This window comes from Streptomyces sp. WMMC500, from assembly GCF_027497195.1.
Taxonomy (GTDB): Bacteria; Actinomycetota; Actinomycetes; order Streptomycetales; family Streptomycetaceae; genus Streptomyces.
Window position 1 is genome coordinate 7016361 of sequence record NZ_CP114905.1, and the last position, 26977, is coordinate 7043337.

Sequence of the window (26977 nt, forward strand, 5' to 3'; positions counted from 1 at the left end):
AGCGGACCGTAGCCACGCGCGGGGGGAGGGGGCAACGGAGGGAAACGGGTGAAAAGTGACCCTCCGTCAGCCGCGGTCCAGGTACGCCAGCACCGCCAGCACCCGGCGGTTGTCGTCGTCCGACGGCGGCAGCCCCAGCTTGCCGAAGATGTTCGACGTGTGCTTGGCCACCGCCCGCTCCGTGACCACCAGCCGCTCCGCGATGGCCGCGTTGGACCGCCCCTGCGCCATCAGCTCCATCACCTCGCGCTCCCGCGGCGTCAGCGTGTTCACCGGCTGGTCCTGCGCCGCCCGCCGGCTCAGCAACTGCGAGATCACCTGCGGGTCCATCGCCGTACCGCCGCCCGCCACGCGCCGTACCGCGTCGATGAACTGGTCGGCGTCGAACACCCGGTCCTTGAGGAGATAGCCCACCCCGCCCCGTTCGTCGGCCAGCAACTCGCGCGCGTACAACTGCTCCACGTGCTGCGAGAGCACCAGCACCGGCAGCCCCGGCCGCTTCGCCCGCGCCTCCAGCGCGCACTGCAGTCCCTCGTCCGAGAACGACGGCGGCAGCCGGACGTCGACCACCGCGACGTCCGGCTCCAGCTCGTCCAGCGCCCGCGCCAGCTCCGGGCCGTTGTCCACCGCGGCCAGGATCTCGAAGTCATACGCCTCGAGCATGCGGACGAGACCGTCCCTCAGAAGGAAGAGGTCTTCGGCGATGACAGCGCGCACGGAATCTCCAGGGTGACCATCGTGGGGCCGCCGACCGGGCTGTTGACGGCCAGTACGCCGTCGAATGTACCGAGCCTGCGCTCCAGCCCCGCGAGCCCGGAGCCCTTGCCCACCGCCGCGCCGCCTCGGCCGTCGTCCGTGATCGCGATCCGCAGCATGCCGTCGCGGTGCCCCATGTCCAGCCACACGCGCTGCGCCTCCGCGTGCTTGACCGCGTTCGTCAGCACCTCGCTGACCGCGAAGTACGCCGCCGACTCCACCGGCTCGGCCGCCCGCCCCGGCGGCGTGCCCAGGTCGATGTCCACCTCGACCGGCACCGGCATGCGCAGCGCCAGCGCGCGCACCGCGTCGGCGAGCCCCCGCTCGGCCAGCACCGGCGGGTGGATGCCCCGTACCAGGTCGCGCAGCTCCGTCAGCGCCTCCGCGGACTCGCCGCGGGCCCGCGACACCAGCTCCTTCGCCTTGGCCGGATCCTTCTCGATGAGCGCCTCGATGGTGCCGAGGCTCATGCCCATGGCGACCAGCCGGGCCTGCGCGCCGTCGTGCAGGTCGCGCTCGATGCGGCGCAGCTCGGCGGCGGAGTTGTCGACGGCGTCCGAGCGGGTCTCGGTGAGCCGCGCGACCCGCTGGGCGAGCTCGACCTCGCGCGGGGCCAGCACGCCCTTGGTCATCTGGAAGTGCAGCCCCAGCAGGCGGTGGCTGGTGAAGAGGCCGACGACGAGCAGCGCGGTGCCGAGTCCGGCGGCCATCAGCGCGGTGCTCTGCGAGGAGACGGGCACGAAGCCGTACCAGTAGGTGTGGTCGCCGCCGGAGGTGATCGGGTCCCAGACGCCGGCGGCGAGCACGTACCCCTCCAGCGGGTAGAAGGTCAGCGCGACCGTCACGACGGCGAGCACCGTGCCCGCGATCATGTCGGTGAACAGCCAGCGCACGTCGCGCCAGGTCGCCGGGTCGGTGAGCATGTGGCGGGTGCGCTGCGCCTGGCCGACGAGCCCGCCGTGCAGGTTCGGCGGCCAGGGGCGGTACGTGGCGGGGATGCGCACGTCCGACCACTGCGCGGCGAGCAGCCGGCGCAGGTTGGCCTGCATCCGCACGCCCTCCAGCACCCAGGGCGTGGTGATCAGGCCGATGCCGAGCACGGGTATCAGCACGACGGAGACGAGGGTCAGTACGAAGAGCGTGATCGAGGCCGCGGTGCACAGCACCGTCAGCGCCAGCGCCCGTGCGCCGGTGAGCGCCCAGTTCCGGAAGATCATCTCCGTGTCCCCTCTGCTCCTGCGGGTGCCTGCCGGCTACGTGCCCGTCCCGAGTCACAGTCTGCCGCGTGGACCTGACGCGGGCACGGGGCCGTACCCCCGGGCCGGGGTGTAGCTAGCACCACCCCGTCGTACGGGAGGCGGGGGACACACCGGGTTTACATCCGGGCAACGGACGGGAAACGGCGGCTTGCGAGGCTGCCGGCAGGACGACACCGCACACCGGCGGGACGACCGCGCCCGCCCGCACAGGTACGAAGGACGGCGACCGTGAGCCACGCATCGAGCCACCCCGCGAGCTACAAGGCCGAGTACATCTGGATCGACGGCACCCAGCCCACCGCCAAGCTGCGCTCGAAGACGAAGATCGTCGCGACCGGCGCGGAGCCGCCGGTGTGGGGATTCGACGGCTCCAGCACCAACCAGGCCGAGGGCAGCTCCTCCGACCGCGTCCTGAAGCCCGTCTTCACCTGCCCCGACCCGCTGCGCGGCGGCTCCGACGTGCTCGTGCTGTGCGAGGTCCTCGACACGGACCTGAGCCCGCACGCCTCGAACACCCGCGCCGAGCTGCGCGAGGTCGCCGAGCGCTTCGCCGGCCAGGAGCCGGTCTTCGGCATCGAGCAGGAGTACACGTTCTTCCGCGGCTCCCGCCCCCTCGGCTTCCCCGAGAACGGCTTCCCGGCCCCGCAGGGCGGCTACTACTGCGGCGTCGGCGCCGACGAGATCTTCGGCCGCGAGGTCGTCGAGGCGCACCTCGACAACTGTCTGAAGGCGGGCCTCGGCCTCTCCGGCATCAACGCCGAGGTCATGCCGGGGCAGTGGGAGTTCCAGGTCGGCCCGCTCGGCCCGCTGGAGGTCGCGGACCAGCTCTGGGTCGCGCGGTGGCTCCTCTACCGTACGGCCGAGGACTTCGGCGTCTCCGCCACCCTGGACCCCAAGCCGGCGAAGGGCGACTGGAACGGCGCGGGCGCGCACACCAACTTCTCCACCCGGCGGATGCGCGAGAGCTACGAGGCGATCGTCGCCGCGTGCGAGTCGCTGGGGGAGGGCGACAAGCCGCTGCAGCACGTGCGCGCGTACGGCGCGGGTGTGGAGAGCCGGCTGACCGGGGCGCACGAGACGGCGCCGTGGGACGAGTACTCCTACGGGGTGTCGGACCGCGGCGCGTCGGTGCGGATCCCCTGGCAGGTGGAGAAGGACGGCAAGGGGTACATCGAGGACCGGCGGCCGAACGCGAACGTGGACCCGTACGTGGTGACGCGGCTGATGGTGGACACGTGCTGCGCGGCGCTGGAGAAGGCGGGCCTGGACTGAGGACGGGCCGGGGGCCGCGGGGGCGGCCGGGGCCGTCGGATGCCGGGGTGCGGAGCGTGGGGAGCGCGGGGGGATTGCGGAGCGGCGCGCGGCGGTGGGCGGAGTCCGCGTAGCCGCTGCGCCCGGAGCCCCTGGCCGTGGCGGGGCTCGCCGGGTCGCGGTCGCCGCGGATCCCGTTCGCGTCGTGCGCGGCGGGACTTCGGGTGCCCCGGGCGGCGACGGCGGCGCTGAAGCCCTTGCCGGGGGTCCTCCGGCGGTGATTCCAGCCCGGCGGTCGGGGGGTCGGGCGGCAGCAGGGCCGAGCGCGCAGCCCCGCGCGCTCGTCGGGTCGTACGCGTACCTCATCGGGCACCGCGCGCTCTCCGGCGGCCGTACGGACTGGTGCAACCGGATTGTCCCCTCGCCCGTTCGGCTCGCTCGTTCGGCCGCGCTGCGCTGGCTCGGGGCCCCGGAGATGCCGAGGCTGAGTGCATGTCAGGGGCGCGGCGGGTCTGGACGGCGATCGCCGCCGCGCTGCTGGGCGCACTGACGGTGCTGCTGCTGTGCCGGTACACGGTGGCCGACCCGGCGTACTACACGAGCGCGGTCCGGGAGGCCGACGGCTACCAGCGCGTGTACGACGAGGTGCTGCCGGACCCCGCCGTCCGCCGGGCGCTGCGCACCGGCGCGCTGGGCATCCCGCTGCGCAGCGACGCGGTGGTCGACAACCTGCCGCTGCTCGTGCCGCGCCCGGCGCTGGAGCAGGCGGCGCACCGGCAGGCGCGGGCCCTGGTCGCGGCGCTGACCGGCACCGGGGGGCCGGCGCCGGGCGACGACTGGCGCGGCCCGGTCACCGAGAGCGCGACGGAGGCGGGCAGCGACCAACTGCGCGCCCTGCGCGCCGACGCGGACCCGGCCGCGGCCCGCGGCCTCACCCAGCTCATCAACCGCCTCCGCGAGTACGTGAACCCCTCGCGGCCGGCGGCGACCCCGGCGTCGGCGCTGCGGGCGGCGGTGGCGGGCTTCGTCCACGAGACGTGGCCACCGGATACGGCACGGCGCATCATGACGGCCCTGGACGAGGTTCTGCCGGGGGCGAGGGAGAACCGGCACGCGCCGGCGGCGGGGGCCGGGACGCGGGCGGAGGCGGGGGCGCTGTTGGTGGGGCGGGGGGATGTGGTGGGGCGGCCGGAGCTGTGGTCGGTGGCCGGGGGGTCCGGGGCGGGGGTGCCGGAGGGGGGCGGGGCGCGGTCGGTGGGGCCGCAGGCTGTCGGCGTGCACGGGGCGGAGACGGGGGCGCCGTTGGTGGCGCGCCGGGACGCCGTGGGGCCGCCGGGCTCGTCTTCGGACGCGTGGGAGGAAGGGCGGGGAGCGCTGGTTGCGGGCGGGGGTGCCGGCCCGGACGGAAGGGTGCAGGCGGTGGGGGAGGCGCGGGCGCCGTCCGTGGCGGAGACCGGTGCCGGGCCGGGTCCGGCGGCCGGGGCCGCCCCGAAGCTGTCGGGGTGGGTGCCGGAGCGGGGGGCGGTCGTACGGATCGTGCTCGCCGCGTCCGCGTCGTGGTGGGCCGTCGCCGCGGTGGCCGCCGCCGCGGCGGGGGCCGTGGTGCCGGCGCTGCGTGCGGCGGCCCGGGCCCGGCGCCCCCGGGCGCGTACCGCCGCCGCGGCGTGCGCGGGCGCCGCGGTGCTGACCGCCGCCGCGGGGACGGCGGTGTGGGCGGCGCTTCCGGCGTCCGCGCGGCTGGTGCCCGACGGCCTGCCGCCCAGCGTGTCGGCGCTGCTCACGGACGTGGTGGCCGGCCTCTACCGCGAGGCGGCCCTGACCTGGGCCGGAGCCCTGCTCACCCTGGCCCTCGCCGCCGCCGCCCTGGCCCTCACCGCCTCGACCGCCGCCCGCGGAGCACTGCGCCGCACGCTCGCCGCGGTCACGGACACCGCCGTTACGGACGCTGCGGCCATGAACGCCGCGGTGACGGGGACGGCGGTGACAGGCACCGGGGTGACGGACGCGGCGGCCCCGCACACCGCGGCCCCGTACACCGCGGCCCCGTACACCGCGGCCCCGCACACCGCGGCCCCGCACACCGCGGTCACGGACAGCGCGGGCGCCGACAGCGCGGGCTCGACGGCGGCCACCGGCCCGGGTCGCCCGGCCTCCGGCCCCGCCCGCGCACACCGGCACCGCACCCCCGCGCCGGCCGCGGGCCGCGCCGCGACGGCGCCGCCCCCCGCCACCGACCCGCGCCCCCGGGCCCCGAAGACCGCTCCCCACCCCGCGACACCGCCCCCACCGGCCCGTACGACCGCCGCCACCCCGAAAACGCCGCGCGCCCACCGCCCGGACGCCGCGTCCGCCGCCGCGTCCCGAACCCCCGCCGCCCCACCGCTCGATCCGGTCCCGGCCGGGCGGGCGCCCTCCCACCCGGGCGCCGCAGCCGCCCTGCCGACGGCCCCCGCGGTCCGCCGACTCCCGGCCGCCGCCCCGCCGCCCGACGGCGCCTGCGCCCCGCCGCCGAAGGCGTCCCGCTCCCGCCGGGTCCGGCGCGTCGGTGTCGGGGCCGCGGTCGTCGCCGCGCTCGCGCAGGTCTGGGTGCTCGTCGGGGTGCCCTCCGCGGACGCGCTCGCCTGCAACGGTGACGTCGCCCTCTGCGACCGCCCCTACGACCGCGTCGTGCAGGTCGGGTCGCACAACGCCATGGCCACGGTCCCCGACGGATTCCTCGGGGCACACCAGGACGTCTCCCTCACCGGCCAGCTCGACCGCGGTGCCCGCGCGCTCCTCCTCGACACCCACTACTGGGAGACCGCCGAGCGGCTCGTGCCGCCCGCCGGCACCGCGGGGCTCGACGCCGCCGCGCGGGCGACCCTCGTGCGGGCGGTGGACTCCGTCGTGCGGCCCCGGCCCGGGACGTGGCTGTGTCACGGGCCGTGCCGGATGGGTGCCACCCCGCTCGCCGCGCAACTGCGCGAGCTGCGCGGCTGGCTGGAGGCGCACCCGCGGGACGTGGTGACGCTGGTCGTGCAGGACGGCATCTCCCCCCGCGACACCGCCCGCGCCTTCCGCGCCGCCGGCCTCGGGCCGTACCTGCACCGGCCCGATCCCGATCCCGCCGCGCCCTGGCCGACGCTCGGCGAGATGGCCGACTCCGGGCGGCGGCTCGTGGTCTTCGCCGAGGAGGCCGACGGGCCGGCGCCCTGGTACCGCAACTTCTACGACTACGCCGTCGAGACCCCGTACCGCGCGCGCAGCGCCGACGAGTTGAACTGCGCGCCCCACCGCGGCGGCAGCGACCCGCGCAAGCGGCTCTTCCTCCTCAACCACTTCGTCACCCACGGCATGGGCGCCCCCCGCACCGAGGCCGCCGCCGTCAACGACGCCGACGTCATCGTCCGCCGCGCCAGGACGTGCGCCCTGCTGCGCGGCCGGCTGCCGACCATCGTCGCCGTGAACCACATGACCCTCGGCGACGCCGTCGGCGCCGTACGCCGCCTCAACTCGGAAAGCCCGTGACGGACGCCCCGGCGGGCGCGCCTCGGTGAACCAGCCCCGGCCCGCTCGACGTCCCCGCGGTGCCGGACTCCCGACCGCTCGACTTCCGTACCGCCGTACAACCTTCACCCCGTCCCACGGGTCTCTCCCACGCCCGCGGACCGCTCGTCCGCCGCCGAACCGGGAGGCCCACGTGACCGCTCAGCCCCGCCACCGTGCCCTCGTGGCACTCGCCACCTCCGTCGTCCTCGCCGCCGGCGGCGTGACGGTGACGGTCGCGACGCCCGCGGCGGCGGCCCCGAGCGGGCTCAAGGGCGACTTCGACGGCGACGGCTACCGCGACCTGGCGATCGGCGACCCCGCCGCCACCGTGTCGGGCAAGTCCCTCGCCGGGGCCGTGGTCGTGCTCTACGGTTCCGCGGCCGGCCCGGACGGGAGCCGGCGCGCCGTGTTCCACCAGGCCACCGCCGACGTCCCGGGGTCACCGGAGGACGACGACCGGTTCGGCCACAGTCTGGTCTTCGACGACTTCGACCGCGACGGCTACTCCGACCTGCTGGTCGGCGCGCCGCGCGAGAACGTGAGCGGTGACGTCGACCGCGGCACGCTGACCATGCTCTGGGGCGGGCCGCGCGGGCTGAGCGGCGCCGCCGCCGTGAAGGTGGCGAACCCCCCGGACACCGGTTGCGCCCTCGCCGAGGGGCTCTACGCCGGTGACGTGGACGGCGACGGCGCGCCCGACGTGAGCGTGGCAGGCCGCTGCAGGCCGTTCCACCTCCGCGGCCCCTTCACCCGCGCCGGCCGGCCGCTGAGCCAGCAGCGCGACCCCCTGCTCGGCACCACCCGCGGCGGTGTCCACGGGAACGTCGACGCGGACCCGGAGGCCGAGCGCATCGTGTTCGCCGGCCTGGTCAGCGGTGATCCGGGCGGCCGGATCTACGTCGACGACTGGACCGGCGACGGCTACGCACGCACCCGCCTGACCGACGCCGGCGGGCTGACCGGCGGCGTCGGGGACGTCGACGGCGACGGCTACGGCGACCTGGTGACGGGGTATCCGGAAGAGCCGCGGAACGGGGAGTCCTGGCCCGTCGGCGGTGCCGTCGACGTCTGGTACGGCGGCCCGGACGGCATCGACTCCGCGCAGCGGCCGCAGCGGATCCACCAGGGCACCGCGGGCGTTCCGGGCAGCGGAGAGTCCGGGGACGGTTTCGGCGGGTCGGTCGGCGTCGCGGACACGGACGCCGACGGCCACGCCGACGTGGCCGTCGGCGTGGCCGGTGAATCCTTCGGCGGCGTGGCCGCCGCCGGGACCGTCACGCTGCTGCGGGGCACGCCGACGGGGCTGACCGGTGCCGGCGCGCGGCTGCTCCACCAGAACACCGAGGGGGTGCCGGGGGCGCCCGAGACATACGACCTGTTCGGTGCCGAGGTCGCGCTGGGCGACCGCAACCGCGACGGCCGGCCAGACCTCACCGTGGGCGTGCCGTGGGAAAACGGCCGGGGCATGGTCTGGCACGCCCGGGGCACCGCCGGCGGCATCACGACGGCCGGCTCCTTCAACGTCACCGCCGCGGGCGCCGGGGTCGACGGCGACATCGCCGGCTTCGGCGAGGCCATCGCCCGGTAGCCGGGCCCCGCGCCGGCCGCGCACGGGTCGGGCGGCGCGGTCCGCTCCGGGCCCCGCTACGTGCCCGGGGGTGTCCGGTGGCGTTCGCCCGGCCAGTCGAGGGCCAGGCGGCGGGCGCGGGGGAGCTTGGCCACCACCAGGTCGTACGAGTCCTCGATCATCTCCAGCACGAGGTCCTCGGGCACGGCGCCGTCGAGGCGGACGGTGTTCCAGTGGCGCTTGTTCAGGTGGTACCCGCCGACGATCTCCGGGTGCGTCGCGCGCAGTTGCACCGCCAGGTCCGGCTCGCACTTCAGGCTCACGGACAGCGGCGTGGCCGCCAGCTCGCTGAGCGCGAACATCTTGCCGCCGACCTTGAAGACGGAGACGGCCCGGTGGCGGTCGAAGGGCCACTCCTCGACGGCCCCGTTCGGCTCCAGGCAGGCGGCGCGAAGCTGGTCAGGTGTCATGCGCCCAGTATGGGAGCCCCTACTGACACCGCCGGCGAGCGCGCCCGCCCGCGCCGCCCCCGCGCAACCCCACGGCCGCTCCCGCTACAGTCCCGCCGCGATCGCCGCGCCCGTCAGCACCTCCCGCAGCATCGCCGGCGTCAGCCGTCCCGTGAAGGTGTTCTGCTGGCTGACGTGGTAGCACCCGTACAGCTCCAGCGGCGTGCCCCCGTCCGCCCGGTGCAGCGTCGTGTGCGCCCCGTGCCCGAACACCGGCCGCGGGCGCGGCACTTCCCAGCCGGCCGCGGCGAGCGCCGGCAGCGCCGCCTGCCAGCCGAAAGCGCCGAGCACCACCGCCGAGCGCAGCGTCGGCCGCAGCAGCTCGATCTCGCGGACGAGCCAGGGCCGGCACGTGTCCCGCTCGGCGGGCGTCGGCTTGTTCTCCGGCGGGGCGCAGTGGACGGGGGCCGTGATACGGACGCCGCGCAGGGTCAGGCCGTCGCCGCGGTGGGTGGCGACCGGCCGGCTGGCGAGGCCGGTGGCGTGCAGGGCCGCGTACAGGACGTCCCCGGAGCGGTCGCCGGTGAACATCCGGCCGGTGCGGTTGGCGCCGTGGGCGGCGGGCGCGAGGCCGACGATCAGCATGGCGGCGTCCGCGGGGCCGAAGCCGGGTACGGGGCGGCCCCAGTAGTCCCAGTCGGCGTACGCCCTGCGCCTGGTCGCGGCGACCTCCTCCCGCCAGGCGACGAGCCGCGGGCAGGCGCGGCAGTCGCACAGCCGCCCGTCCAGTTCGGCGACGGTGCGGGTGCGGGGGGCGGTGACGGCGGGGAGCGGGGGTGGCGAGGTGGTCATCGGTGCCAGCATGCCCCACCGCGGCGGGTGGTGGTGAACGGGGTCCCCGGCCACCGCTGAGCATTCGAACTGGTATCCCGAAATGACCTTTGACCAGGCGTGTTTGTCAGTGGGTGGCGGTATCATAGAGGGAGTGAAGACGGGCCAAGACGAGGCCGAGGAGGTCGCCCATGCCAGTGGCGTACGCCCCGACACCCCTGCCCAAGAAGCCGCTTCCGGCAGGCATGCCGCGTGAGTGGTATGTCGCGCACAATCGGATGCTGAAGGCCATGCGCATCGCCATCGCCCTGCTCGACTCCGGGGTCTACACCCCGCAGCGCGCCCGCGACGAGGTGATACGCCACATCGCCGAGCGCATCGGCGTCCACCCGCCCTCGCTCACCACCTGCCGGCTGGTGCGCAGCCTGCTCCCGCTCATCTGACCCCGCCCCGACCCCGCCCGACCGTTCCCGACTCCTTCCCGAGCGCGTCCCGACCCGCCCCGAGCGCGTCCTGACCGCGTCCCGGGCGCGGGGCCCGGCCCGTAAGCCGTGAGCACCCGGCCGTACGCCCCGCGCCCGCGCGCACGCGTCCGTACCCCGACCCGCACGCCCGCCCCCCGAAAACCGGCTGCGCCGCGGCCCGTCCAGCGCCCACACTGGACACCCGACACGGCGCACACCCCCTGCGCGCGCCGCACCCCCGACCGAGAACCAGGAGCCCGCCGCGTGCAGGCAGCCGTCACCGTCACCCCCGCCCGGATCCCCGAGCTGCTGCTCGGCCTCGCCACCGTGCGTCCGGTCTTCCTCTGGGGCGCCCCCGGCATCGGCAAGTCCTCGCTGGTACGGAAGTTCGCCGACTCCCTCGGCCTCGACTGCGTCAGCCTCATCGGCACGCAGCTCGCCCCCGAGGACCTCATCGGCGTGCCGCAGATCCGCGACGGGCGCAGCGTCTTCTGCCCGCCGCGGACCATCGCCCGCGACGAGGCGTACTGCCTCTTCCTCGACGAGCTGAACGCCGCCACCCCCGACGTGCAGAAGGCGTTCTACTCCCTCATCCTCGACCGCCGCATCGGCGACTACGAGCTGCCCGAGGGCAGCATCGTCATCGGCGCCGGCAACCGCGCCACCGACAACGCGCTGGCCCGCCCCATGGCCTCCGCCCTCGTCAACCGCCTCGCCCACGTCCACTTGGAGGCCTCCGCCGCCGACTGGCTCGTCTGGGCCGGCGAACACGGCATCCACCCCTGGGTGACGGAGTACCTGACCGACCGCCCCGACCACCTGTGGTCCAAGCCGCCGAAGACCGAGGAGCCGTTCTCCACCCCGCGTTCGTGGCACATGCTCTCCGACGCCCTGCACTCCTTCGGCCCGGCGCTCGACGACGCCACCCTCAAGACCGTCGCGCACGGCACCCTCACGCCCGCGCACGCCGTGTCCTTCTGCGGGTACGTCAAGATCGTCCGGCACCGCTACGGCGTCGAGGCCATCCTCAAGGGCGACGCCTCCTGGCCCCGCCGCACCGAGGACCGCGACCTGCTCTACTACCTCGCCGAGGCGTTCCGCGGCCGGCTCGTCAAGGAACTGCCCGCGAGCAAGGAGCACGCCTCGCCGGCCGTGCGCGAGACCGCGTACCGCGCGAAGGCACTCCTCGTCCAACTGGCCGAGATCTCGGTGGAGGTGGCCCAGACGGTCATCGCCGAGGACGCGGACGGGCAGCCGGTGCTGCCCGCCTGGTTCCTGGTGGAGGCGGCCCGCGACATGCCCCGTCTGGTGGAGGCCCGCCGGTGAGCCGTACGCGCCGCACCCGGCGCGGCAGGGCCGGGGCGGAGCGGCGCGACGACCCGGCCACCCGCGCCTTCTCCGCCGGGCTCGCCAAGGCCATGCAGAACCCCGCGCTGCGCGCTCTCGGCGCGCGGGTGGTCCGCCCGGGCGCCCCGGCCGCCGCGGGCACCGCGGGAAGGGGCGGTACGGCCGGCGGCACACCGGGCCCTCCGGGCACGGGCGTCACGGCCACCACCGGCACCGGGCTCGCCCCCGCCCACGGGCTCGCCCGGGTCGACTCCCACGGCACCGTCCACGCCCACCCCACCCGCCGCGCCGAGCCCGCCGAGTGGACGTGGGCGCTGGCCCACTGCCTGCTGCACCTCGGCTTCGGCCACGCCCCCGCCGCCCGCGGCGAGCGCACCCAGCCCGACCGGTACGAGCAGGCCGCCCGCTGCGCCGTCGTCAACCGCTTCCTCGTCACCTTCGGCACCGGCCGCCCGCCCGCCGAACTGCCCGAGCACTACCCCGGCGGCAGCGAGGAGGAACTCGCCGCGCGCTGGCGGCGCGACGGCGTTCCCGCGGAGTACGAGCGCTGCGGCGCGGCCGGCGACGAGGCCGACGTGCTGCTGCTGCCGTGGGACGGCTGGGCCGGCAGCACGCCGCCGGACTGGCAGAAGGACTTCGCGCACGCCCTCGCCCGTACGGTGTCGGCCGCCATGGAGGTCGCCGGCGGCCGGCGCGACGCGCTCACCGGCGAGCGGGCGCCGCGGCGGCCGTGGGAGCGGGCGCTGGAGTGGTTCGTCTCCTCGTACCCCCTGCTCGGCGGGATCGCCGCCGGCATGACCGTCGTCGCCGACGCCGAACTCGCCCGCGCGCACGACATCTCCGTCGCCGCCGTCGACGCCGCCGCCGGCGAGATCTACGTCAACCCGCTCAAGGAGCACTCCGACGACGAGTGGCGCTTCGTCCTCGGCCACGAGATGCTGCACGCCGCCCTGCGCCACGGGGAGCGCCGCGGCGCGCGCGACCCGTACCTCTTCAACATCGCCGCCGACTTCGTCGTCAACGGCTGGCTGCTGGAGATGCGCGTCGGCGAGATGCCCGCGGGACTGCTGCACGACCCGCGGCTCGCCGGCCTGTCCACCGAGGAGGTCTACGACCGCCTCGCCGCCGACCTGCGGCTGCAGCGCCGCCGGCTCGCCACGCCGCGCGGGCGCGGGCTCGGGGACGTGCTCGGCGAGCCGCTGGTGCCGCGGGATCCCGCGGCGGCGTACGTCGACCTCGACGAGTTCTACCGCCGCGGGCTGCAGCGCGGGCTCGACCTGCACGAGCGCGACCACGGCCGCGGGCTGCTGCCGGCGGGGCTGGTCGAGGAGATCCGGGCGCTCGCGCAGCCGCCGCTGCCGTGGGACGCGCTGCTGGCCCGCTGGTTCGACGAGTACGTGCCCCGCGCCGAGCCGGTGCGCACCTTCGCGCGCCCCGCCCGCCGGCAGGCCGCCACCCCCGACATCCCGCGCGCCGGCCGCTACTTCCCGCCCGAGGAGGTCGCCCGCTGCACCTTCGGCGTCGTCCTGGACACCTCGGGCTCGATGGACCGCACGCTGCTCGGCAAGGCGCTGGGCGCCATCGCGTCGTACGCCGAAGCGCGCGACGTGCTGGCGGCGCGCGTCGTCTTCTGCGACGCCTCGCCGTACGACGCCGGCTTCCTGCCGGCGACGGAGATCGCCGGCCGGGTGCGGGTCCGGGGCCGCGGCGGCACGGTCCTGCAGCCGGGGCTCGACCTCCTGGAGCGGGCGGACGACTTCCCGCGTGCGGCTCCGGTGCTGGTGATCACCGACGGCATGTGCGACGTGCTGCGGGTGCGCAGGGAACACGCGTATCTGATCCCCGCGGGGGCGTCGCTGCCGTTCGTCGCGCGGGGACCGGTGTTCCGCGTGCGGTGACGCCTCGCGGCGGCCGGGGGACGGCGGGGGCGGCGGGGTCCACGGGGACCGCCGGTGGGGCCGTTCATCGCCCGCGGGCTCCTCTTCCGCGTACGGTGATCCTGACGTGCGGCAGTCGGCAGGCGGCGGGAGGCGGCGGACGTGGCGGAGAGCGCGGGGACCCCGGAGTGGGACGGCGCGACCGGTGACCACTGGGTCGCGTACGAGGAGAAGTACAACGCGGCGATGTTCCGCTACGGCGAGCGGCTCTTCGCGGGCGCCGGCGTGCGCCCCGACGACCGCGTGCTCGACGTCGGCTGCGGCTGCGGCCAGACCACCCGGGTCGCCGCGCGGCTCGCCGCGGAGGGCTCCGTGCACGGCGTCGACCTGTCCGCCGCGATGCTCGCGCGGGCGCGCGAACGCGCGGCGGAAGAGGGCGTCGGCAACGTGCGCTTCGAGCAGGCCGACGCGCAGGTCCACGACTTCGACGCGGGCGCGTACGACCTGGCGATCAGCCGCAACGGCGTGATGTTCTTCGCGGACCCGGTGGCCGCGTTCGCCAACGTACGGCGTGCGCTGCGGCCCGCCGGGCGGCTGGTGTTCGTCTGCTGGCGGGCGCCGGAGGAGAGCGCGTACTCACTGGTGCCGCGCGCCGCCCTCGGCCGGTACGTCACCGTGCCGGGCCCGCCCGGCGCCGACGAGCCGGGCCCGAACTCGCTGGCCGACCCCGACCGCGTACGCGACGTGCTCGGCCGCGCGGGTCTGGCCGACGTGCAACTGGAGCCGGAGGACGAGCCGATGTACGTCGGCGCCGATCTCGACGAGGCGGTGGACTTCGTCCTCAACCGGCAGAGCCTGCGCGAGCCGATGGCGGAACTGGACGCGGCCACGACGGCCAAGGCGACCGAGGAACTGCGCGAGGCCCTGGCCTCGTACGTCACCCCGGAGGGGGTGCTGCTGCGCTCGCCGGCGTGGCTGGTCACGGCCCACGCCCCGGCGTGACGGCGGACCGAACCGATCGCACCCCCCTGAACCCGGCGAACCCGCTGAACCCGCCTAACCCCCGCCCCCCGGCCGTCAGGCCCGCAGGGTGCGGCGGGCCACCAGTGCCGCGCTCAGGCGGCGGGCGTCCGCGGGGGTCGTCGGGTGCAGGCCCGTGAGGAGGGCGATGCGGCGGATGCGGTAGTCGACGGTGTTGGGGTGGACGTGCAGCGCGGCGGCGGTGCCCCGGCGGTCGAGGTCGCGGGCCAGGTACGTCTCCAGGGTGTGCAGCAGCTCCGGCCTCCCGGCCAGCGGTCCGAGGAGCTCCGCGAGCCCGGTGAGGGCTTCGCTGGGGCGGCTGAGCTGGTAGTCGAGGAGCACGTCGGCCAGCCGGTACAGGCCGGGCGGCCGGTCCGTACGCCGTACCAGCTCGACGATGTCCGCCGTCTGCGCCACCGCCGCCGGCAGCCCCTCCGGCGCGGCCCCTGCCGCCGCCGCGGTCACCGGCGCCCCGACGGCCGTCTCCGTACGAGCGATGAGCCCGCACAGCGCCGCCCACGCCGGCTCTTCAACCACCGGCAGCAGCGCGGTGCCGCCGCCGGCGTCGAGCGCGGTGAGCGCCGGTTCGCCGGCGAAGCCGTTCAGCGCCGTCTGCAGCCGGCGGATCTTGCGCCGGGCGGCGATCCGTGAGCGGGGGCCGGGGGAGTCCTCGTCGGGGTGCGGGGCGACGTGCAGCGTCATCGCGACGTACCGCGGTGCGGGCCGCAGCCCCGTGCGGCGGGCGATGTGCTCCAGCGGATCGCCGGCGAGCAGCGCGGCGAGCAGCGCGTGCCGCGGCGCGTGCTCCTGGACGTCGAGGACCTGTCTGGCCTCCAGATACGCGGCGCTGACCGCCGCCACCAACTGCCGCTGCAGGCCGAAGAGATGCCTCAGCACCTCCTGCGCGTCGGCGAAGTCCGCGGGACGCGCTTCGGCGGAGATCTCCTCCCAGCCCATCGCGGTGCCGATCTGGTACGCGCTGAGGATGGCGTCCAGCGGCACGCCCTCCTCGGCACGCTGGGCGGCCGACTCCCGCTGCCGCACGAGCTCGTGGTCGTGCGCCGGGCCGCGGCGCTGGAGCACGTCGGCGAGGAGGCGCAGGGTGCGCTGCACGATGTCGGCGATGTCCCCCGTGACCTCCTCGGGCGGCAGGGTGGCGTACACGGGCAGTTCGGTGAGCAGCCGGTCGACGACGCTCTGGCTGAGCGCGGGCACCCGGGCCCGCAGCCACGCGTCGACCGGGCTGCCGCCGATACACAGCGGTGTGTTGTCACGCGTCACAACGGCCCCCGGAGAAGTCTGCGTTACTGACCAGTTAAGCGCAGCCCGGCTCCTCTGCATCATGTCCACGGCACAACTTTCCACCACCTCCACCGCCGGGAGCCGCCGATGAACGTGGTGCCGAAACTCCTCAAGGGCGCGCTGGGCGCCGCCGCGGCGGCCGGCCTCGCCGTCGGCGGCACGGCTGCGCCGGCCGCCGCCGACGCCGCGGCCGGCGAGGTCTACGTCGCCCTCGGCGACTCGATGGCCTCAGGGCCGCTCATCCCGCTCCCCACCGGGCCGCTCGCCTGCGGGCGTTCCACCGAGAACTACCCGCACGAACTGGCCGACCGGCTCGACGTCGCGGAACTGCGCGACGTCACGTGCAGCGGCGCCGAGACCGACCACATGACGCAGCCGCAGTCGCTGTCGTTGCTCGGCGTGGATATGGGCGAGGCACCGCCGCAGTTCGACGCGCTCAGCGCGGACACCACCCTGGTCACCCTGACGATCGGCGGCAACGACGCCGGGCTCGTCGGCGTCGCCCAGGACTGCATGCAGCTCAACCCGGCCGCCGACCCGTGCAAGGACGGCTTCATGGAGGGCGGCGTCGACACCGTCGCGCAGCGCATCGAGGCCATGGGCCCCAAGCTCGGCGCCGTACTCGACGGCATCCACGCCCGCGCCCCGCAGGCCCGCGTCCTGGTCACCGGCTACGGCGACTACATCAAGCCGGGCGGCTGCTGGCCGTACCAGCCGGTGCTCGCCCCCGACGCCGACTGGCTGCAGGGCAGCGTCAACCACATGAACCGCGTCATCGCAGACCGCGCGGCGGCCCACGGCGCCGAGTACGTCGACGTCTTCACCCCGAGCCGCGGCCACGACGCCTGCCAGTCCCCGGGCAGGAAGTGGGTCGAGGGCTACGTCCCCACCGCCCCGGCCGCCCCGCTGCACCCCAACGCCCGGGGCGAGGAGGCGTACGCGGGCATCATCCACAGCCGGCTGACCGGCTGACCCGGCTTTCAGGCCGGCCGGCCCGACCGGCGGGGAGGGGCCGGCCCCCGACGTCCCCAACCCCCGAGGGGACGCACACACGCCGGCCCGGCGCGGAACTCCCGCGCCGGGCCGGTCGTGTCGTGCCACGACGGTCCACGACGCACGGGAGACCGGGCGGTGGCCGCGCCGGGGGCGTTCTGCCGGGCCCGCGCCGGTCTCCGCAGGGGCCGGAGGCCCCGGGCGGCTCAGCCGCCGCTGAGGCGGCCCACACCGCCGTAGAGCCACACCTCGTCGAGGAGCCGTGGCCGCACGGGTCCGTCCGGGTGCCAGAGGGGCAACTGGACGACACCGGGCTCGACGACGTCGAAGCCGTCGAAGAACGCCTCCACCTCGCGCAGGGGCCGCGGCACCATCGGCGCCGCGGCCCGCCGCTCGCCGTACACGGCGGCGGCGTCGGCGGCCTGGCGGGGCTGGATGTCGTTGGTGGTGTGGGACAGGGCCAGCCAGCTCCCCGGCGGCAGGGCGTCCCGGAAGGCGGCGACGATGCGGCCTGGTTCCTCTTCGTCGCGTACGAAGTGCAGGACCGCGGAGAGCATCAGCGCCACCGGCCGGTCCCGGTCCAGGGTCTCCCACAGCGCCCGCGCCTGGAGGATCTGCTCCGGCCGGCGCAGGTCGGCCTGGACGTACGCTGTGCGGCCCTCGGCGGAGCTGCTCAGCAGGGCGCGGGCGTGGGCGAGGACGACGGGATCGTTGTCGGTGTAGACGACCCGGCAGTCCGGGCTGATCCGCTGGGCGACCTCGTGGAGGTTGGGCGAGGTGGGAATGCCCGTGCCGATGTCCAGGAACTGCCGCACGCCCTGCCCGACGAGATAGCGGACCGCGCGCCGCATCCAGGCGCGGTTCTCGCGGGCGGACTCTCTGACCTGGGGCGCACGCCGGACGGTCTCGTCCGCGGCGGCCCGGTCGGCGGCGTAGTGGTCCTTGCCGCCCAGGAGGTAGTCGTAGATCCGCGCGGGGTGGGGAACGTGCGGGTTGACCGGGGCCCGCGGCCGGTCGCCTAACGGCGGTTCGTGTGTCACGTCCGTCTCTCTCCGTCGGTGTCGCCTGGCACGCATCGGCATCTCAACGCGCCCAACATAGCCGCTGCCCGGCACACGTGAGGGCCGGCATCCGTCGGGGGATGCCGGCCCTGTGCGTCCCGGCCGCCGCGGGCCGGAGCGGAGACTCACACGTCGAAGTACAGCTCGAACTCGTGCGGGTGCGGGCGGAGCTGGATCGGGGCGATCTCCTGGGTGCGCTTGAAGTCGATCCACGTCTCGATGAGGTCCGCGGTGAAGACCCCGCCCTGGAGCAGGAACTCGTGGTCGGCCTCCAGGGACTCCAGCACGGCCGGGAGGTTCGTCGGGACCTGGGGGACCGCGGCGTGCTCCTCGGGGGCCAGCTCGTAGAGGTCCTTGTCGACCGGCTCGGCGGGCTCGATCTTGTTCTTGATGCCGTCCAGGCCGGCCAGCAGCATCGCGGAGAAGGCCAGGTACGGGTTGCCGGAGGAGTCCGGGGCGCGGAACTCGATGCGCTTGGCCTTCGCGCTGGCGCCGGTGATCGGGATGCGGATCGCCGCGGAGCGGTTGCGCTGGGAGTAGACCAGGTTGACCGGGGCCTCGAAGCCGGGGACCAGGCGGTGGTAGGAGTTCACCGTCGGGTTGGTGAAGGCCAGCAGCGCCGGCGCGTGCCGGAGGATGCCGCCGATGTAGTAGCGGGCGGTGTCCGACAGGCCCGCGTAGCCCTGCTCGTCGTAGAAGAGCGGCTCGCCGCCGGCCCAGAGGGACTGGTGGCAGTGCATGCCGGAGCCGTTGTCGCCGAAGATCGGCTTGGGCATGAACGTCGCGGTCTTGCCGTTGCGCCAGGCGACGTTCTTCACGATGTACTTGAAGAGCATCAGGTCGTCGGCGGCGGCGAGCAGCGTGTTGAACTTGTAGTTGATCTCGGCCTGGCCGGCCGTGCCCACCTCGTGGTGCTGGCGCTCGACCTGGAGGCCGGACGCGGCGAGTTCGAGGGTGATCTCCGCGCGCAGGTCGGCGAAGTGGTCGACGGGCGGGGCGGGGAAGTAGCCGCCCTTGTAGCGGACCTTGTAGCCGCGGTTGCCGCCGTCCTCGATGGCACCGGTGTTCCAGGCGCCGGCCTCGGAGTCGATGTGGTAGTAGCCCGCGTTCGCCTTGGTCTCGAAGCGGACGTCGTCGAAGACGTAGAACTCCGCCTCCGGACCGAAGTACGCGGTGTCGGCGATGCCGGAGGAGGCGAGGTACGCCTCGGCCTTCTTGGCCACGTTCCGCGGGTCACGGCTGTACTGCTCGCCGGTGATCGGGTCGTGGATGAAGAAGTTGATGTTGAGCGTCTTGTCCTTGCGGAACGGGTCGAGGCGGGACGTGGAGAGGTCCGGCACGAGCGCCATGTCGGACTCGTGGATGGCCTGGAAGCCCCGGATCGACGAGCCGTCGAACATGAGCTGGCCGTCCGGCTCGAAGACCTCCACGGGCACCGTGAAGTGCTGCATGATGCCCGGCAGATCGCAGAAACGCACGTCGACGAACTTCACGTCGTTGTCCGCGATGTACTGCTGGACCTCGTCGGCGTTCTGGAACATCCCACTCCTCCTATGTCCCGCCGCGAGGGGACGGGTGAGCCTGCGGAGCCTGCGCGAGGTGCGCCTGCGGCGTGCCGGCCTCCCGGAACGCTCGCCCGAGCCTAGGCACCCGGGATTTCTCGGGCATGACCCGTTTGTTTCGCCGATGTTAACCGCATCCCCTCACCAGGCCCGGGAACCTGGCCCCCGCGGCCCTTCGGGTGGCCGGAATCGTATGCGGTCCGGGGCCGCCGGCAGGGGGCGGGGAGGGGCTTTCCGCGCCTGGCAGTACCGTGGATACGTGGATGATGCGGAGAAGCGGCAAGCAATCGGATCGTGGCTCTCCGGCCCCCGCTCGGCGGCCGAGGACATGGGCGCCGACTTCGGGTACCGGGGCCAGCGACTCGGGCTGCCCGAGACCGGGCCCGGCTCGGTCGCGCCGGTCGGCAGGCGCATCGCGGCGCTGGTCATCGACTGGCTGATGTGCCAGCTCATCGCCTACGGCCTGTTCGTCGGCGGCGACGGCAGGACGCTGGGGCTGTGGACCATGGGCGTCTTCTTCGTGATGTCCCTGCTGCTGGTCGGCACCCTGGGGCTCACGCCGGGCAAGCGGATCATGCGTATCCGCGTCGTCGCCCAGAACGGCGCACGGCTCGGCTTCGGCGCGGTCGTCGCCCGCTCCGTGCTGCTCTGCCTGGTGATCCCCGCCGTCATGATGGACCGCGACACCCGCGGGCTGCACGAGCGCGTCGCCCGCGCCGTCGAGGTGCGGTTCTGAGCCCGCGCCGAGCCCGTTCCCCGCGGGAGCCGGGGCCGCGGGCCGAGGCGTCCCCCGGGGGCCGTCTCCGTACCCGTACGTGAGCGAACGCGCCCGTACCCCCGAGGCCGCGCTCAGCGCATCTTGCCGCCGCCCTTGGGCATGCGCATGCCCTTGGGCATCGGGCCCTTCGGGACCGGCATGTTGCTCATCAGGTCGCCCAGCGCCTTCAGCCGGTCGTTGACCTGCGTCACCTGGTGGCCCTGCAGCACCCGCGGCAGCTTCACCAGCGTCGCCCGCAGCTTCTTCAGCGGCACCTGGCCCTCGTCGTTGCCGACGACGACGTCGTGGACGGGCACGTCCGCGACGACCCGGTTCATCTTCTTCTTCTCGGCCGCCAGCAGGCCCTTCAGCCGGTTCGGGTTTCCCTCGGCGACCAGGACGATGCCCGCCTTGCCCACGGCCCGGTGCACGACGTCCTGCTGCCGCGTCATCGCCACCGCGGGGGTGACGGTCCAGCCCCGCTTCATGTTGTCCAGCACCGCCGCGGCCGCGCCCGGCTGGCCCTCCATCTGCCCGAACGCCGCCGCCTCCGCGCGCCGCCCGAAGACGATCGCCATGCCGAGCAGCGCCAGCAGGAATCCGACGATGCCCAGGTAGATCGGGTGCCCGATGAGGAAGCCGATGCCCAGGGCGGCGCCGAGGACCAGGATGCCCACGCCCGCGACGATCAGACCGACCTTCGGGTCGGCCCGCCTGGTCATCTTGTACGTGAGGGCGATCTGCTTCAGACGCCCCTTGTTCTCGGGGGTGGGTTCACTGCTGGCCATGCCGCGAATCCTACGGCCAGCCGGGCCCGAGGTCAGACCGGGCCCGGCACCCGGTGGCCGGATCGGGACATCGCCGGGGCGGCGGCGTCGTCGGGTCGCGGCGGCTATCGGGGCAGAGCGGACGTACCGCCCGCCGGCGGGTCCGCCCGGCCCACCGCCGACTCCGACTCCAGCCGGGCCCTGGCCCGGCGGCGGTCCTCCAGAACGGCGTCCCAGGCGTTACGCCGTGCGGTGCGCTGCTCGCCGCGCAGCAGCACTCCCTCGATCGTGCGCAGCACCCCGGCGACGGTGGGCCGGGGCGGCGGCCAGGACGGTAACGACGACGGTGACGACGGCACGACGGCCCCCCTCGGCGGTCGAGAAGTCAAAGCGGTCAAAGCAGTCAAACGGTCAAAATGGTCAAACGTGCAAAGCGGTCAGGCCGGCCGGAGGCCGGTCGGCCTCCATGCTCACTCCACGGTGTTACCAGCGCGTGGCCCGGCGGTCAAAGCGGGGTGAAGACCGCCGGGGGCGGCGTCCGGGCGCGGCCTACGCGGCGGCCTGCGCGCGCTTCTCCATGGCCTGCTTGTACAGCCGTCCCGCCCGGTACGAGGACCGCACCAGCGGCCCGGACATGACGCCCGCGAAGCCGATCTCCTCGGCCTCCTGCTGCAGCTCCACGAACTCGTGCGGCTTCACCCACCGCTCCACCGGGTGGTGCCGCGGCGACGGCCTCAGGTACTGCGTGATGGTGATCAGCTCGCAGCCCGCCTCGTGCAGGTCCCGCAGCGCCTGGCTGACCTCCGCGCGCTCCTCGCCCATGCCCAGGATGAGGTTCGACTTCGTCACCAGGCCGGCCTCGCGGGCGCGCGTGAGGACCTCCAGGGAGCGCTCGTAGCGGAAGCCGGGGCGGATGCGCTTGAAGATCCGCGGGACCGTCTCGACGTTGTGCGCGAGCACCTCGGGGCGGGCGGAGAAGACCTCCGCGAGCTGCTCCGGCTCGGCGTTGAAGTCGGGGATCAGCAGCTCGACGCCGGTGCCGGGAGCGGTGGCGTGGATCTGGCGCACCGTCTCCGCGTACAGCCAGGCGCCGCCGTCCTCCAGGTCGTCGCGGGCGACGCCGGTGATCGTGGCGTACCGCAGCTCCATCTGCTGGACGGACTCGGCGACCCGGCGCGGCTCGTCGCGGTCCAGCTCGGCCGGCCGGCCGGTGTCGATCTGGCAGAAGTCGCACCGCCGGGTGCACTGCTCGCCGCCGATGAGGAAGGTCGCCTCGCGGTCCTCCCAGCACTCGAAGATGTTGGGACAGCCGGCTTCCTGGCAGACCGTGTGCAGGCCCTCGTCCTTGACGAGCTTGCGCAGCGCGTTGTACTCGGGCCCCATCTTCGCGCGGGTCTTGATCCACTCGGGCTTGCGCTCGATGGGGGTCTGGCTGTTGCGGACTTCCAGGCGGAGCAGCTTGCGACCGTCGGGTGCGACAGCGGACACGTCCGGGCTCCTAGCTTTCGATTCCTCGGCGTTCTCCAGCGTACGCCTCTGAAATGGGGAGTCAGACCGCGCGGGGGAGGGGCTCGGCCGTCTCCAGGATCTCGCGCAGATGCTTCTCCACGACAGGGAGAACCTCCGACACCGGCACGTCTCTTCCCAGCTCGCCGGAGAGCGAGGCCACGCCCGCGTCGCGGATGCCGCACGGCACGATCCGGTCGAACCAGGTGTTGTCCGGGTTGCAGTTCAGGGAGAAGCCGTGCATGGTCACGCCCCTGGCGACGCGGATGCCGATCGCGGCCAGCTTGCGGTCCTCGCGCCGCTGGCCTGCGTTGGACGGCGCGTACTCCGGACCCGCGAGGCGCGGGTCGTACTCCTCGTCCGACAGCCGGGGGTCGAAGTCCAGCGCCAGCCCGCCCAGCTCGGCGCGCTGCTCCACGGGGTCGCCCAGGACCCAGACGCCGCTGCGGCCCTCGATCCGGGTGGTCGCCAGGCCGAAGTCGGTGCAGGCCCGGATGAGGGCCTCCTCCAGCCGGCGTACGTGGGCGACGACGTCGACGGGGCGCGGCAGCTTCAGGATCGGGTAGCCGACGAGCTGACCCGGGCCGTGCCAGGTGATCTTGCCGCCGCGGTCCACGTCCACGACGGGGGTGCCGTCGAGCGGGCGCTCGTCCTCGGCCGTGCGGCGGCCCGCGGTGTAGACCGGCGGGTGCTCCAGCAGCAGACAGGTGTCGGGGATCTCCTCGGCGAAGCGGGCGGCGTGCACGCGCCGTTGCTCCTGCCAAGCCTCCAGGTACTCCACGGCGTTCTCGCCGAACCCCAGGTGAACGAAGCGCAGCTCGCCCACGGTGCCCTCCTCGCGCTGTTCGCGCTCGTCTCGCCGGCCGGCGTGCGTGCGCCGCCCGGCATATGCGGCTGGCGGTGTTCCAGCCGACCCTAGCCACTGTACGGCGGTATACGTTCCCGCCCTGCACCCAGGTCTCCTCACACGATCGAATGAAGCTGGGACGAAAGCGGCGAGTGAGGCTTGTTTCGCCGCTACATTCGCGCCGTTCCCGGAGGCCAGGCAGGAGACCCCACAGGTGACGACGGAACGACCTTCACAGCGACCTCCCAACCGCCAGCTCGCGGCCCTCATCTCCGAGGCCGGGTTCTCCAACGCGGGGCTCGCCCGCAGAGTCGATCAGCTCGGGCTCGAACACGGCCTCGACCTGCGGTACGACAAGACGTCGGTGACCCGGTGGCTCCGCGGCCAGCAGCCGCGCGGCACGACGCCCGCGCTGATCGCCGAGGTGTTCACCCGGCGCCTGGGCCGCCGGCTGACCGCGCAGGACCTCGGTCTCGACGCGTGCGCACCGGTGTACGCCGGACTGGAGTTCGCCGCGACGCCGACAGAGGCGATCGACATCGTGAGCGGGCTGTGGCGCAAGGACACGGGCAGCCAGGCGGAGCTGCGGAAGATTGCGTTCACTCCTGCGGGTCTGGTGGTGCCGAGCCGGGATTGGCTGATCGGCAGGCCGGACGAGAAGGTCGCGCGCGAGCTCCAGCAGCGCGGCACGGGAGCGCCCGGGGCGCCGGGAGGTGCGGCGTCCGGGGCGCCGGGTGCGGTGCGGGTGCCGGCGCAGGGGCGCGGTCCGGTGCTGAACGCGGGCGGCGGCGGGGTCGCCGTCGGTACGGGTCCCGGGCCGGGGCCGGCGGGTGGCCCCGGGGGCGGGCCGGCCGGTGTGGCCGGCGGGCGCGTCGACGGAGCGCCGGGATGGGGCGGGCCGGGAGCGCGGGTGCCGGGGCAGCGCGTCACCCAGGGGGACATCGGGGCCATGCGGTCGGTCGCCGAGATGTTCCGGGCGCTGGACAACGCGTACGGCGGCGGGCACGCCAGGCAGGCGCTCGTGCGGTATCTGGAGCACGAGGTCGAGCCGATGCTGCGCGGCACGTACAACGAGGTCACGGGGCGGCGGCTGTTCTCCGCCGCGGCGGACCTGACGCGGCTGGCGGGCTGGACGTCGTACGACATCGCGGCCCACGGGCTCGCGCAGCGGTACTTCGTCCAGTCGCTGCGGCTGGCGCAGGCGTCGGGCGACCGCGCGTACGGCAGCTACGTGCTGGTCACGATGAGCCGCCAGGCCGTCTACCTGGGGCACGGCCGCGAGGCGGTGCAGTTGACCCGGGTCGCGCAGCAGGGCGTCGGCGGGGGCGCGCCGCCGGTGGTGCAGGCGCTGCTGCACGCCGCGGAGGCGCGCGGGCACGGGCTGCTGGGCGAGGTGCGGGCCTGCACGACGTCGCTGGCGCGGGCGGAGCGGGCGCTGGAGTCGGCGCGGCCGGGGGAGGAGGCGCCGCACTGGGCGCGGTTCTTCGACGAGGCGCAGCTCGCGGACGAGTTCGGCCACTGCCACCGCGACCTCCAGCAGTACCGGGCGGCGGCGCAGCACGCGGAGCGCTCGCTGCAGTTGCGGGCGGCGGGGTTCGCGCGCAGCCGGGTGTTCTGCCGGCTGGTGCTGGCCACGGCGCGGCTGGGGCTGGGTGAGGTGGAGCAGGCGTGCGTGCTGGGGGCGGAGGCGGCGCAGCAGGCGGCGGAGATGCGGTCGGCGCGGGCGGCGGAGTACGTCCGCGACTTCGAACGGCGCCTGGAGCCGTACCGCGACGCACCTCCGGTGCGGGCGTACCGGGAGCGGGTCGCGGCGCTGGCGGTGTGAGGCGGGGGCGGTCGCGCCGGTGGCGGTGCGGGCGGTGGGCGGCGGGCCGCGTAGGCGGTCGTCCACGTCGGAGAGAGCACCGCTCTCTCGGTGCGGTGATCTCGCGTCGGAGCACCGCTCTCGTGGGTGCGGAGCAGTGCTCGCCGTCCGTAGCGGTGCTCTCCTTCTGGAGCGGCGCTCTCACCCCGGAGCGCCGCTCGCGCCACAGCGCGGTGCTCTCGGGGTGGAGAACCGTTCCTGCTATGCCACCGCCGGGACCGCGGCGGTCCCCGAGGCGGGGGTGAGGCCGAAGTCGCGGAGGAGGGCCCGGGCCGCGCGGCGGCCCGAGTACAGGGCGCCCTGGGGGGTGCTCGTGTCGCGGTGGTCGCCGCAGACGTACAGCCCGCACAGCACCCGCACCGGCCGGCTCAGGTCGTGCGGTGCCGGCATCGCCGGTATCGCCTCCGGGTCGTGGTGCGCTCCCACCAGTTCCCAGTCGAACGCCGACGTCCCGTACAGCTCGCTCAACTGCCGCCGCGCCGACTTGTCCAGCACCCGCGCCGGCCGTACCGCGTCCTCGCCCAGCACCACCGAGCTGACCAGCGCGCGCCCCCGCGGCGCCCGCGAGGTGTCCGCGCCGCTGACCACGGCCGTGTGCGACACCGGGCCGCACGCCCCCTCCGCGTCCAGCAGCAGCGCCGCCTCCCGCAGGCCCGCAGGTCCCGGGCCGCCCCGCCCCGCACTGTTCCGCCCTCCGCCGTGACGCGACCCGCTGCCCCGCGACCCGCTGCCCCGCGACCCGCTGCCCCGCGGCCCGCCGTCCCGCGCCGGGCCGCCCCCTGCCGGGCCGCTCCGTGCCGCGTCGTCGCGGGCCTGCGCGCCGCCCTCCCCGTCTCCGCCGCCCCCCGCCACCGGATCCCCGGCCGGGCCCGCCACACCCCCGCCGCGTTCCGCTCCCGCACTGCCCGGCAGCGACTCCGCCGGGGCGCTGTGGTGCAGCACCGTCACCGGGTGGAACCCCGGCAGCCGCAGCCCCGGCAGGAGCCCCGCCGCCGCCCGCGCGCCCGTGGCCACCAGCACCGACCGGCACCGCAGCACCCCGTGACCCTCCGTCCGCACCGCGGTCGTCGACACCGACACCGCCCGTACCCCCGTGCGTACCGTCCCCCGCGGCAGCCCCGCCGCCAGCCGGCGCGGCACCGTCGCCGCCCCGCCCGCCGGCAGGCACAGCCGCCCCCGCGCGAACGCCCGCAGCGCCAGGTCCGCCGAGCGGCTCGACGTGGTCAGCGCCGGGTCGCCGAGCAGCGCCACCAGCAGCGGCCGCAGGAAGCCCGCCGCGATCCGCGGCGGCAGCCCGCGCGCCGCCAGCGCGTCCGCGGCCCGGCGCTCCGGCCGGGCCAGCAGCCGCGCCGTGGGTACGGCGGCCAGCCGGGCCAGCGCCGCGGAGAGCCACGCCTGGTCGATGAGGCCGCCGCGGGGGGCACGCGCGGCGCTGGCGAAGGCGCTCGCCGTCGTGAACGCGCCCCCCGTGCCCCTCGATCCGCCGATACGCTGCCGCCGCCCGCCCGCGCACACGACCACGTCGCCGTCGAGCGGGCACAGCGGCACCTCCGCGAGGCCCGGCAGGCGACGCAGTTCCGGGTACGAGGTGTTGAGCAACTGCAGCGAGCGGTCCAGCCGGAAACCGTCGACGTGGTCGGTGCTCATCCGCCCGCCGACCTGCTCGTCCGCCTCCAGCACGGTCACGTCGAGGCCAGCTCCGACCAGGTGCTGGGCCGCGGAGAGACCGGCGAGTCCGGCGCCTACGACGACGACGTCGACGGGGTCCGTGCTTCCTGCGGCGTGGGGCACGGGTGCCTCCCGGGGGTTGTGCGTCCGCGACCGAGCGCTCTCGCATGCCACTGGACGCCTGTTTGATGCCCAACTGGGCATGGCCGTATCCGCGTTCCGACGTGGACGCGTTCCGATGACGATAGGTCGGATGGTGACTCCGGCCAGGTGCGCACCACAAGGGCACGGACGCACACCC

22 protein-coding genes are annotated in these 26977 nt (G+C 75.0%); 10 read left to right on the forward strand and 12 right to left on the reverse strand.

The window, feature by feature from the left end; genetic code table 11:
- Positions 1-66 precede the first annotated feature (66 nt).
- Positions 67-717, reverse strand: a complete 651-nt coding sequence (locus tag O7599_RS30225; RefSeq protein ID WP_281618774.1) for a response regulator transcription factor — start codon at positions 715-717, stop codon at positions 67-69.
- Positions 681-1973, reverse strand: a complete 1293-nt coding sequence (locus O7599_RS30230) for a sensor histidine kinase (protein WP_281618775.1) — start codon at positions 1971-1973, stop codon at positions 681-683. The genes O7599_RS30225 and O7599_RS30230 overlap by 37 nt, the downstream gene beginning before the upstream one ends.
- A gap of 270 nt (positions 1974-2243) precedes the next feature.
- On the opposite strand from O7599_RS30230, the gene glnII reads away from it, so the two are divergent.
- From glnII to O7599_RS30245, 3 genes are all read left to right on the forward strand, one after another.
- Positions 2244-3287, forward strand: coding sequence for a glutamine synthetase (glnII, locus tag O7599_RS30235; RefSeq protein ID WP_281618776.1), 1044 nt, complete (start codon positions 2244-2246; stop codon positions 3285-3287).
- 471 nt (positions 3288-3758) lie between these two features.
- Positions 3759-6773: a hypothetical protein gene (locus tag O7599_RS30240; protein ID WP_281618777.1), complete on the forward strand. Its 3015-nt coding sequence runs from the start codon at positions 3759-3761 to the stop codon at positions 6771-6773.
- A gap of 172 nt (positions 6774-6945) precedes the next feature.
- On the forward strand, positions 6946-8382 hold the full coding sequence (locus tag O7599_RS30245) for an integrin alpha (RefSeq protein ID WP_281618778.1): 1437 nt from the start codon (positions 6946-6948) through the stop codon (positions 8380-8382).
- A 56-nt stretch (positions 8383-8438) separates the two neighbouring features.
- Here O7599_RS30245 and O7599_RS30250 read toward each other — a convergent pair whose 3' ends face one another.
- Both O7599_RS30250 and O7599_RS30255 read right to left on the reverse strand, forming a co-directional pair.
- Positions 8439-8831: an MmcQ/YjbR family DNA-binding protein gene (locus tag O7599_RS30250; RefSeq protein WP_281618779.1), complete on the reverse strand. Its 393-nt coding sequence runs from the start codon at positions 8829-8831 to the stop codon at positions 8439-8441.
- 84 nt (positions 8832-8915) lie between these two features.
- Positions 8916-9662, reverse strand: a complete 747-nt coding sequence (locus O7599_RS30255) for a uracil-DNA glycosylase (RefSeq protein WP_281618780.1) — start codon at positions 9660-9662, stop codon at positions 8916-8918.
- Between the two features lie 170 nt (positions 9663-9832).
- Here O7599_RS30255 and O7599_RS30260 point away from each other — a divergent pair, with 170 nt between their 5' ends.
- The 4 genes from O7599_RS30260 to O7599_RS30275 all read left to right on the forward strand — a co-directional run bounded on the left by O7599_RS30260 (position 9833) and on the right by O7599_RS30275 (position 14331).
- Positions 9833-10084, forward strand: coding sequence for a hypothetical protein (locus O7599_RS30260; RefSeq protein WP_281618781.1), 252 nt, complete (start codon positions 9833-9835; stop codon positions 10082-10084).
- A gap of 285 nt (positions 10085-10369) precedes the next feature.
- Positions 10370-11431 (forward strand): MoxR family ATPase, encoded by a 1062-nt coding sequence (locus tag O7599_RS30265; RefSeq protein WP_281618782.1) that lies wholly within the window; start codon positions 10370-10372, stop codon positions 11429-11431.
- Positions 11428-13350: a hypothetical protein gene (locus O7599_RS30270; RefSeq protein WP_281618783.1), complete on the forward strand. Its 1923-nt coding sequence runs from the start codon at positions 11428-11430 to the stop codon at positions 13348-13350. Before O7599_RS30265 ends, O7599_RS30270 begins: the two co-directional genes overlap by 4 nt.
- A gap of 141 nt (positions 13351-13491) precedes the next feature.
- Positions 13492-14331, forward strand: coding sequence for a class I SAM-dependent methyltransferase (locus tag O7599_RS30275; protein WP_281618784.1), 840 nt, complete (start codon positions 13492-13494; stop codon positions 14329-14331).
- Between the two features lie 75 nt (positions 14332-14406).
- On the opposite strand, the gene O7599_RS30280 is transcribed toward O7599_RS30275, so the two are convergent.
- Positions 14407-15630 carry a helix-turn-helix domain-containing protein gene (locus O7599_RS30280; RefSeq protein WP_281618785.1) on the reverse strand — a complete coding sequence of 408 codons (1224 nt, stop codon included), beginning with the start codon at positions 15628-15630 and terminating at the stop codon, positions 14407-14409.
- Positions 15631-15738: 108 nt separating this feature from the next.
- Here O7599_RS30280 and O7599_RS30285 point away from each other — a divergent pair, with 108 nt between their 5' ends.
- Positions 15739-16623, forward strand: a complete 885-nt coding sequence (locus tag O7599_RS30285) for an SGNH/GDSL hydrolase family protein (protein WP_281618786.1) — start codon at positions 15739-15741, stop codon at positions 16621-16623.
- 227 nt (positions 16624-16850) lie between these two features.
- Here O7599_RS30285 and O7599_RS30290 read toward each other — a convergent pair whose 3' ends face one another.
- Both O7599_RS30290 and glnA read right to left on the reverse strand, forming a co-directional pair.
- Positions 16851-17684 (reverse strand): SAM-dependent methyltransferase, encoded by an 834-nt coding sequence (locus O7599_RS30290; RefSeq protein WP_281618787.1) that lies wholly within the window; start codon positions 17682-17684, stop codon positions 16851-16853.
- Between the two features lie 146 nt (positions 17685-17830).
- Entirely contained in the window at positions 17831-19246 is a 1416-nt protein-coding gene (gene glnA / locus O7599_RS30295) for a type I glutamate--ammonia ligase (protein ID WP_281618788.1), read from the reverse strand.
- 280 nt (positions 19247-19526) lie between these two features.
- Here glnA and O7599_RS30300 point away from each other — a divergent pair, with 280 nt between their 5' ends.
- Positions 19527-20003, forward strand: a complete 477-nt coding sequence (locus tag O7599_RS30300; RefSeq protein WP_281618789.1) for an RDD family protein — start codon at positions 19527-19529, stop codon at positions 20001-20003.
- A gap of 113 nt (positions 20004-20116) precedes the next feature.
- Here the strand turns inward: O7599_RS30300 and O7599_RS30305 are convergent, their stop codons facing one another.
- The 4 genes from O7599_RS30305 to lipB all read right to left on the reverse strand — a co-directional run bounded on the left by O7599_RS30305 (position 20117) and on the right by lipB (position 23123).
- Positions 20117-20812 (reverse strand): DUF4191 domain-containing protein, encoded by a 696-nt coding sequence (locus tag O7599_RS30305; protein ID WP_281618790.1) that lies wholly within the window; start codon positions 20810-20812, stop codon positions 20117-20119.
- Between the two features lie 104 nt (positions 20813-20916).
- On the reverse strand, positions 20917-21150 hold the full coding sequence (locus O7599_RS30310) for a hypothetical protein (protein ID WP_051642688.1): 234 nt from the start codon (positions 21148-21150) through the stop codon (positions 20917-20919).
- Positions 21151-21340: 190 nt separating this feature from the next.
- Complete coding sequence (gene lipA, locus O7599_RS30315; protein WP_281618791.1) at positions 21341-22279, reverse strand: lipoyl synthase; 939 nt, start codon at positions 22277-22279, stop codon at positions 21341-21343.
- A 61-nt stretch (positions 22280-22340) separates the two neighbouring features.
- Complete coding sequence (gene lipB / locus O7599_RS30320) at positions 22341-23123, reverse strand: lipoyl(octanoyl) transferase LipB (RefSeq protein WP_281618792.1); 783 nt, start codon at positions 23121-23123, stop codon at positions 22341-22343.
- Between the two features lie 235 nt (positions 23124-23358).
- Here lipB and O7599_RS30325 point away from each other — a divergent pair, with 235 nt between their 5' ends.
- Complete coding sequence (locus tag O7599_RS30325; RefSeq protein WP_281618793.1) at positions 23359-24969, forward strand: regulator; 1611 nt, start codon at positions 23359-23361, stop codon at positions 24967-24969.
- A 240-nt stretch (positions 24970-25209) separates the two neighbouring features.
- On the opposite strand, the gene O7599_RS30330 is transcribed toward O7599_RS30325, so the two are convergent.
- The gene (locus O7599_RS30330) at positions 25210-26799 is read right to left on the reverse strand and encodes an FAD-dependent oxidoreductase (RefSeq protein ID WP_281618794.1); all 1590 of its coding nucleotides are present in this window, start codon (positions 26797-26799) and stop codon (positions 25210-25212) included.
- Positions 26800-26977: the final 178 nt, after the last annotated feature.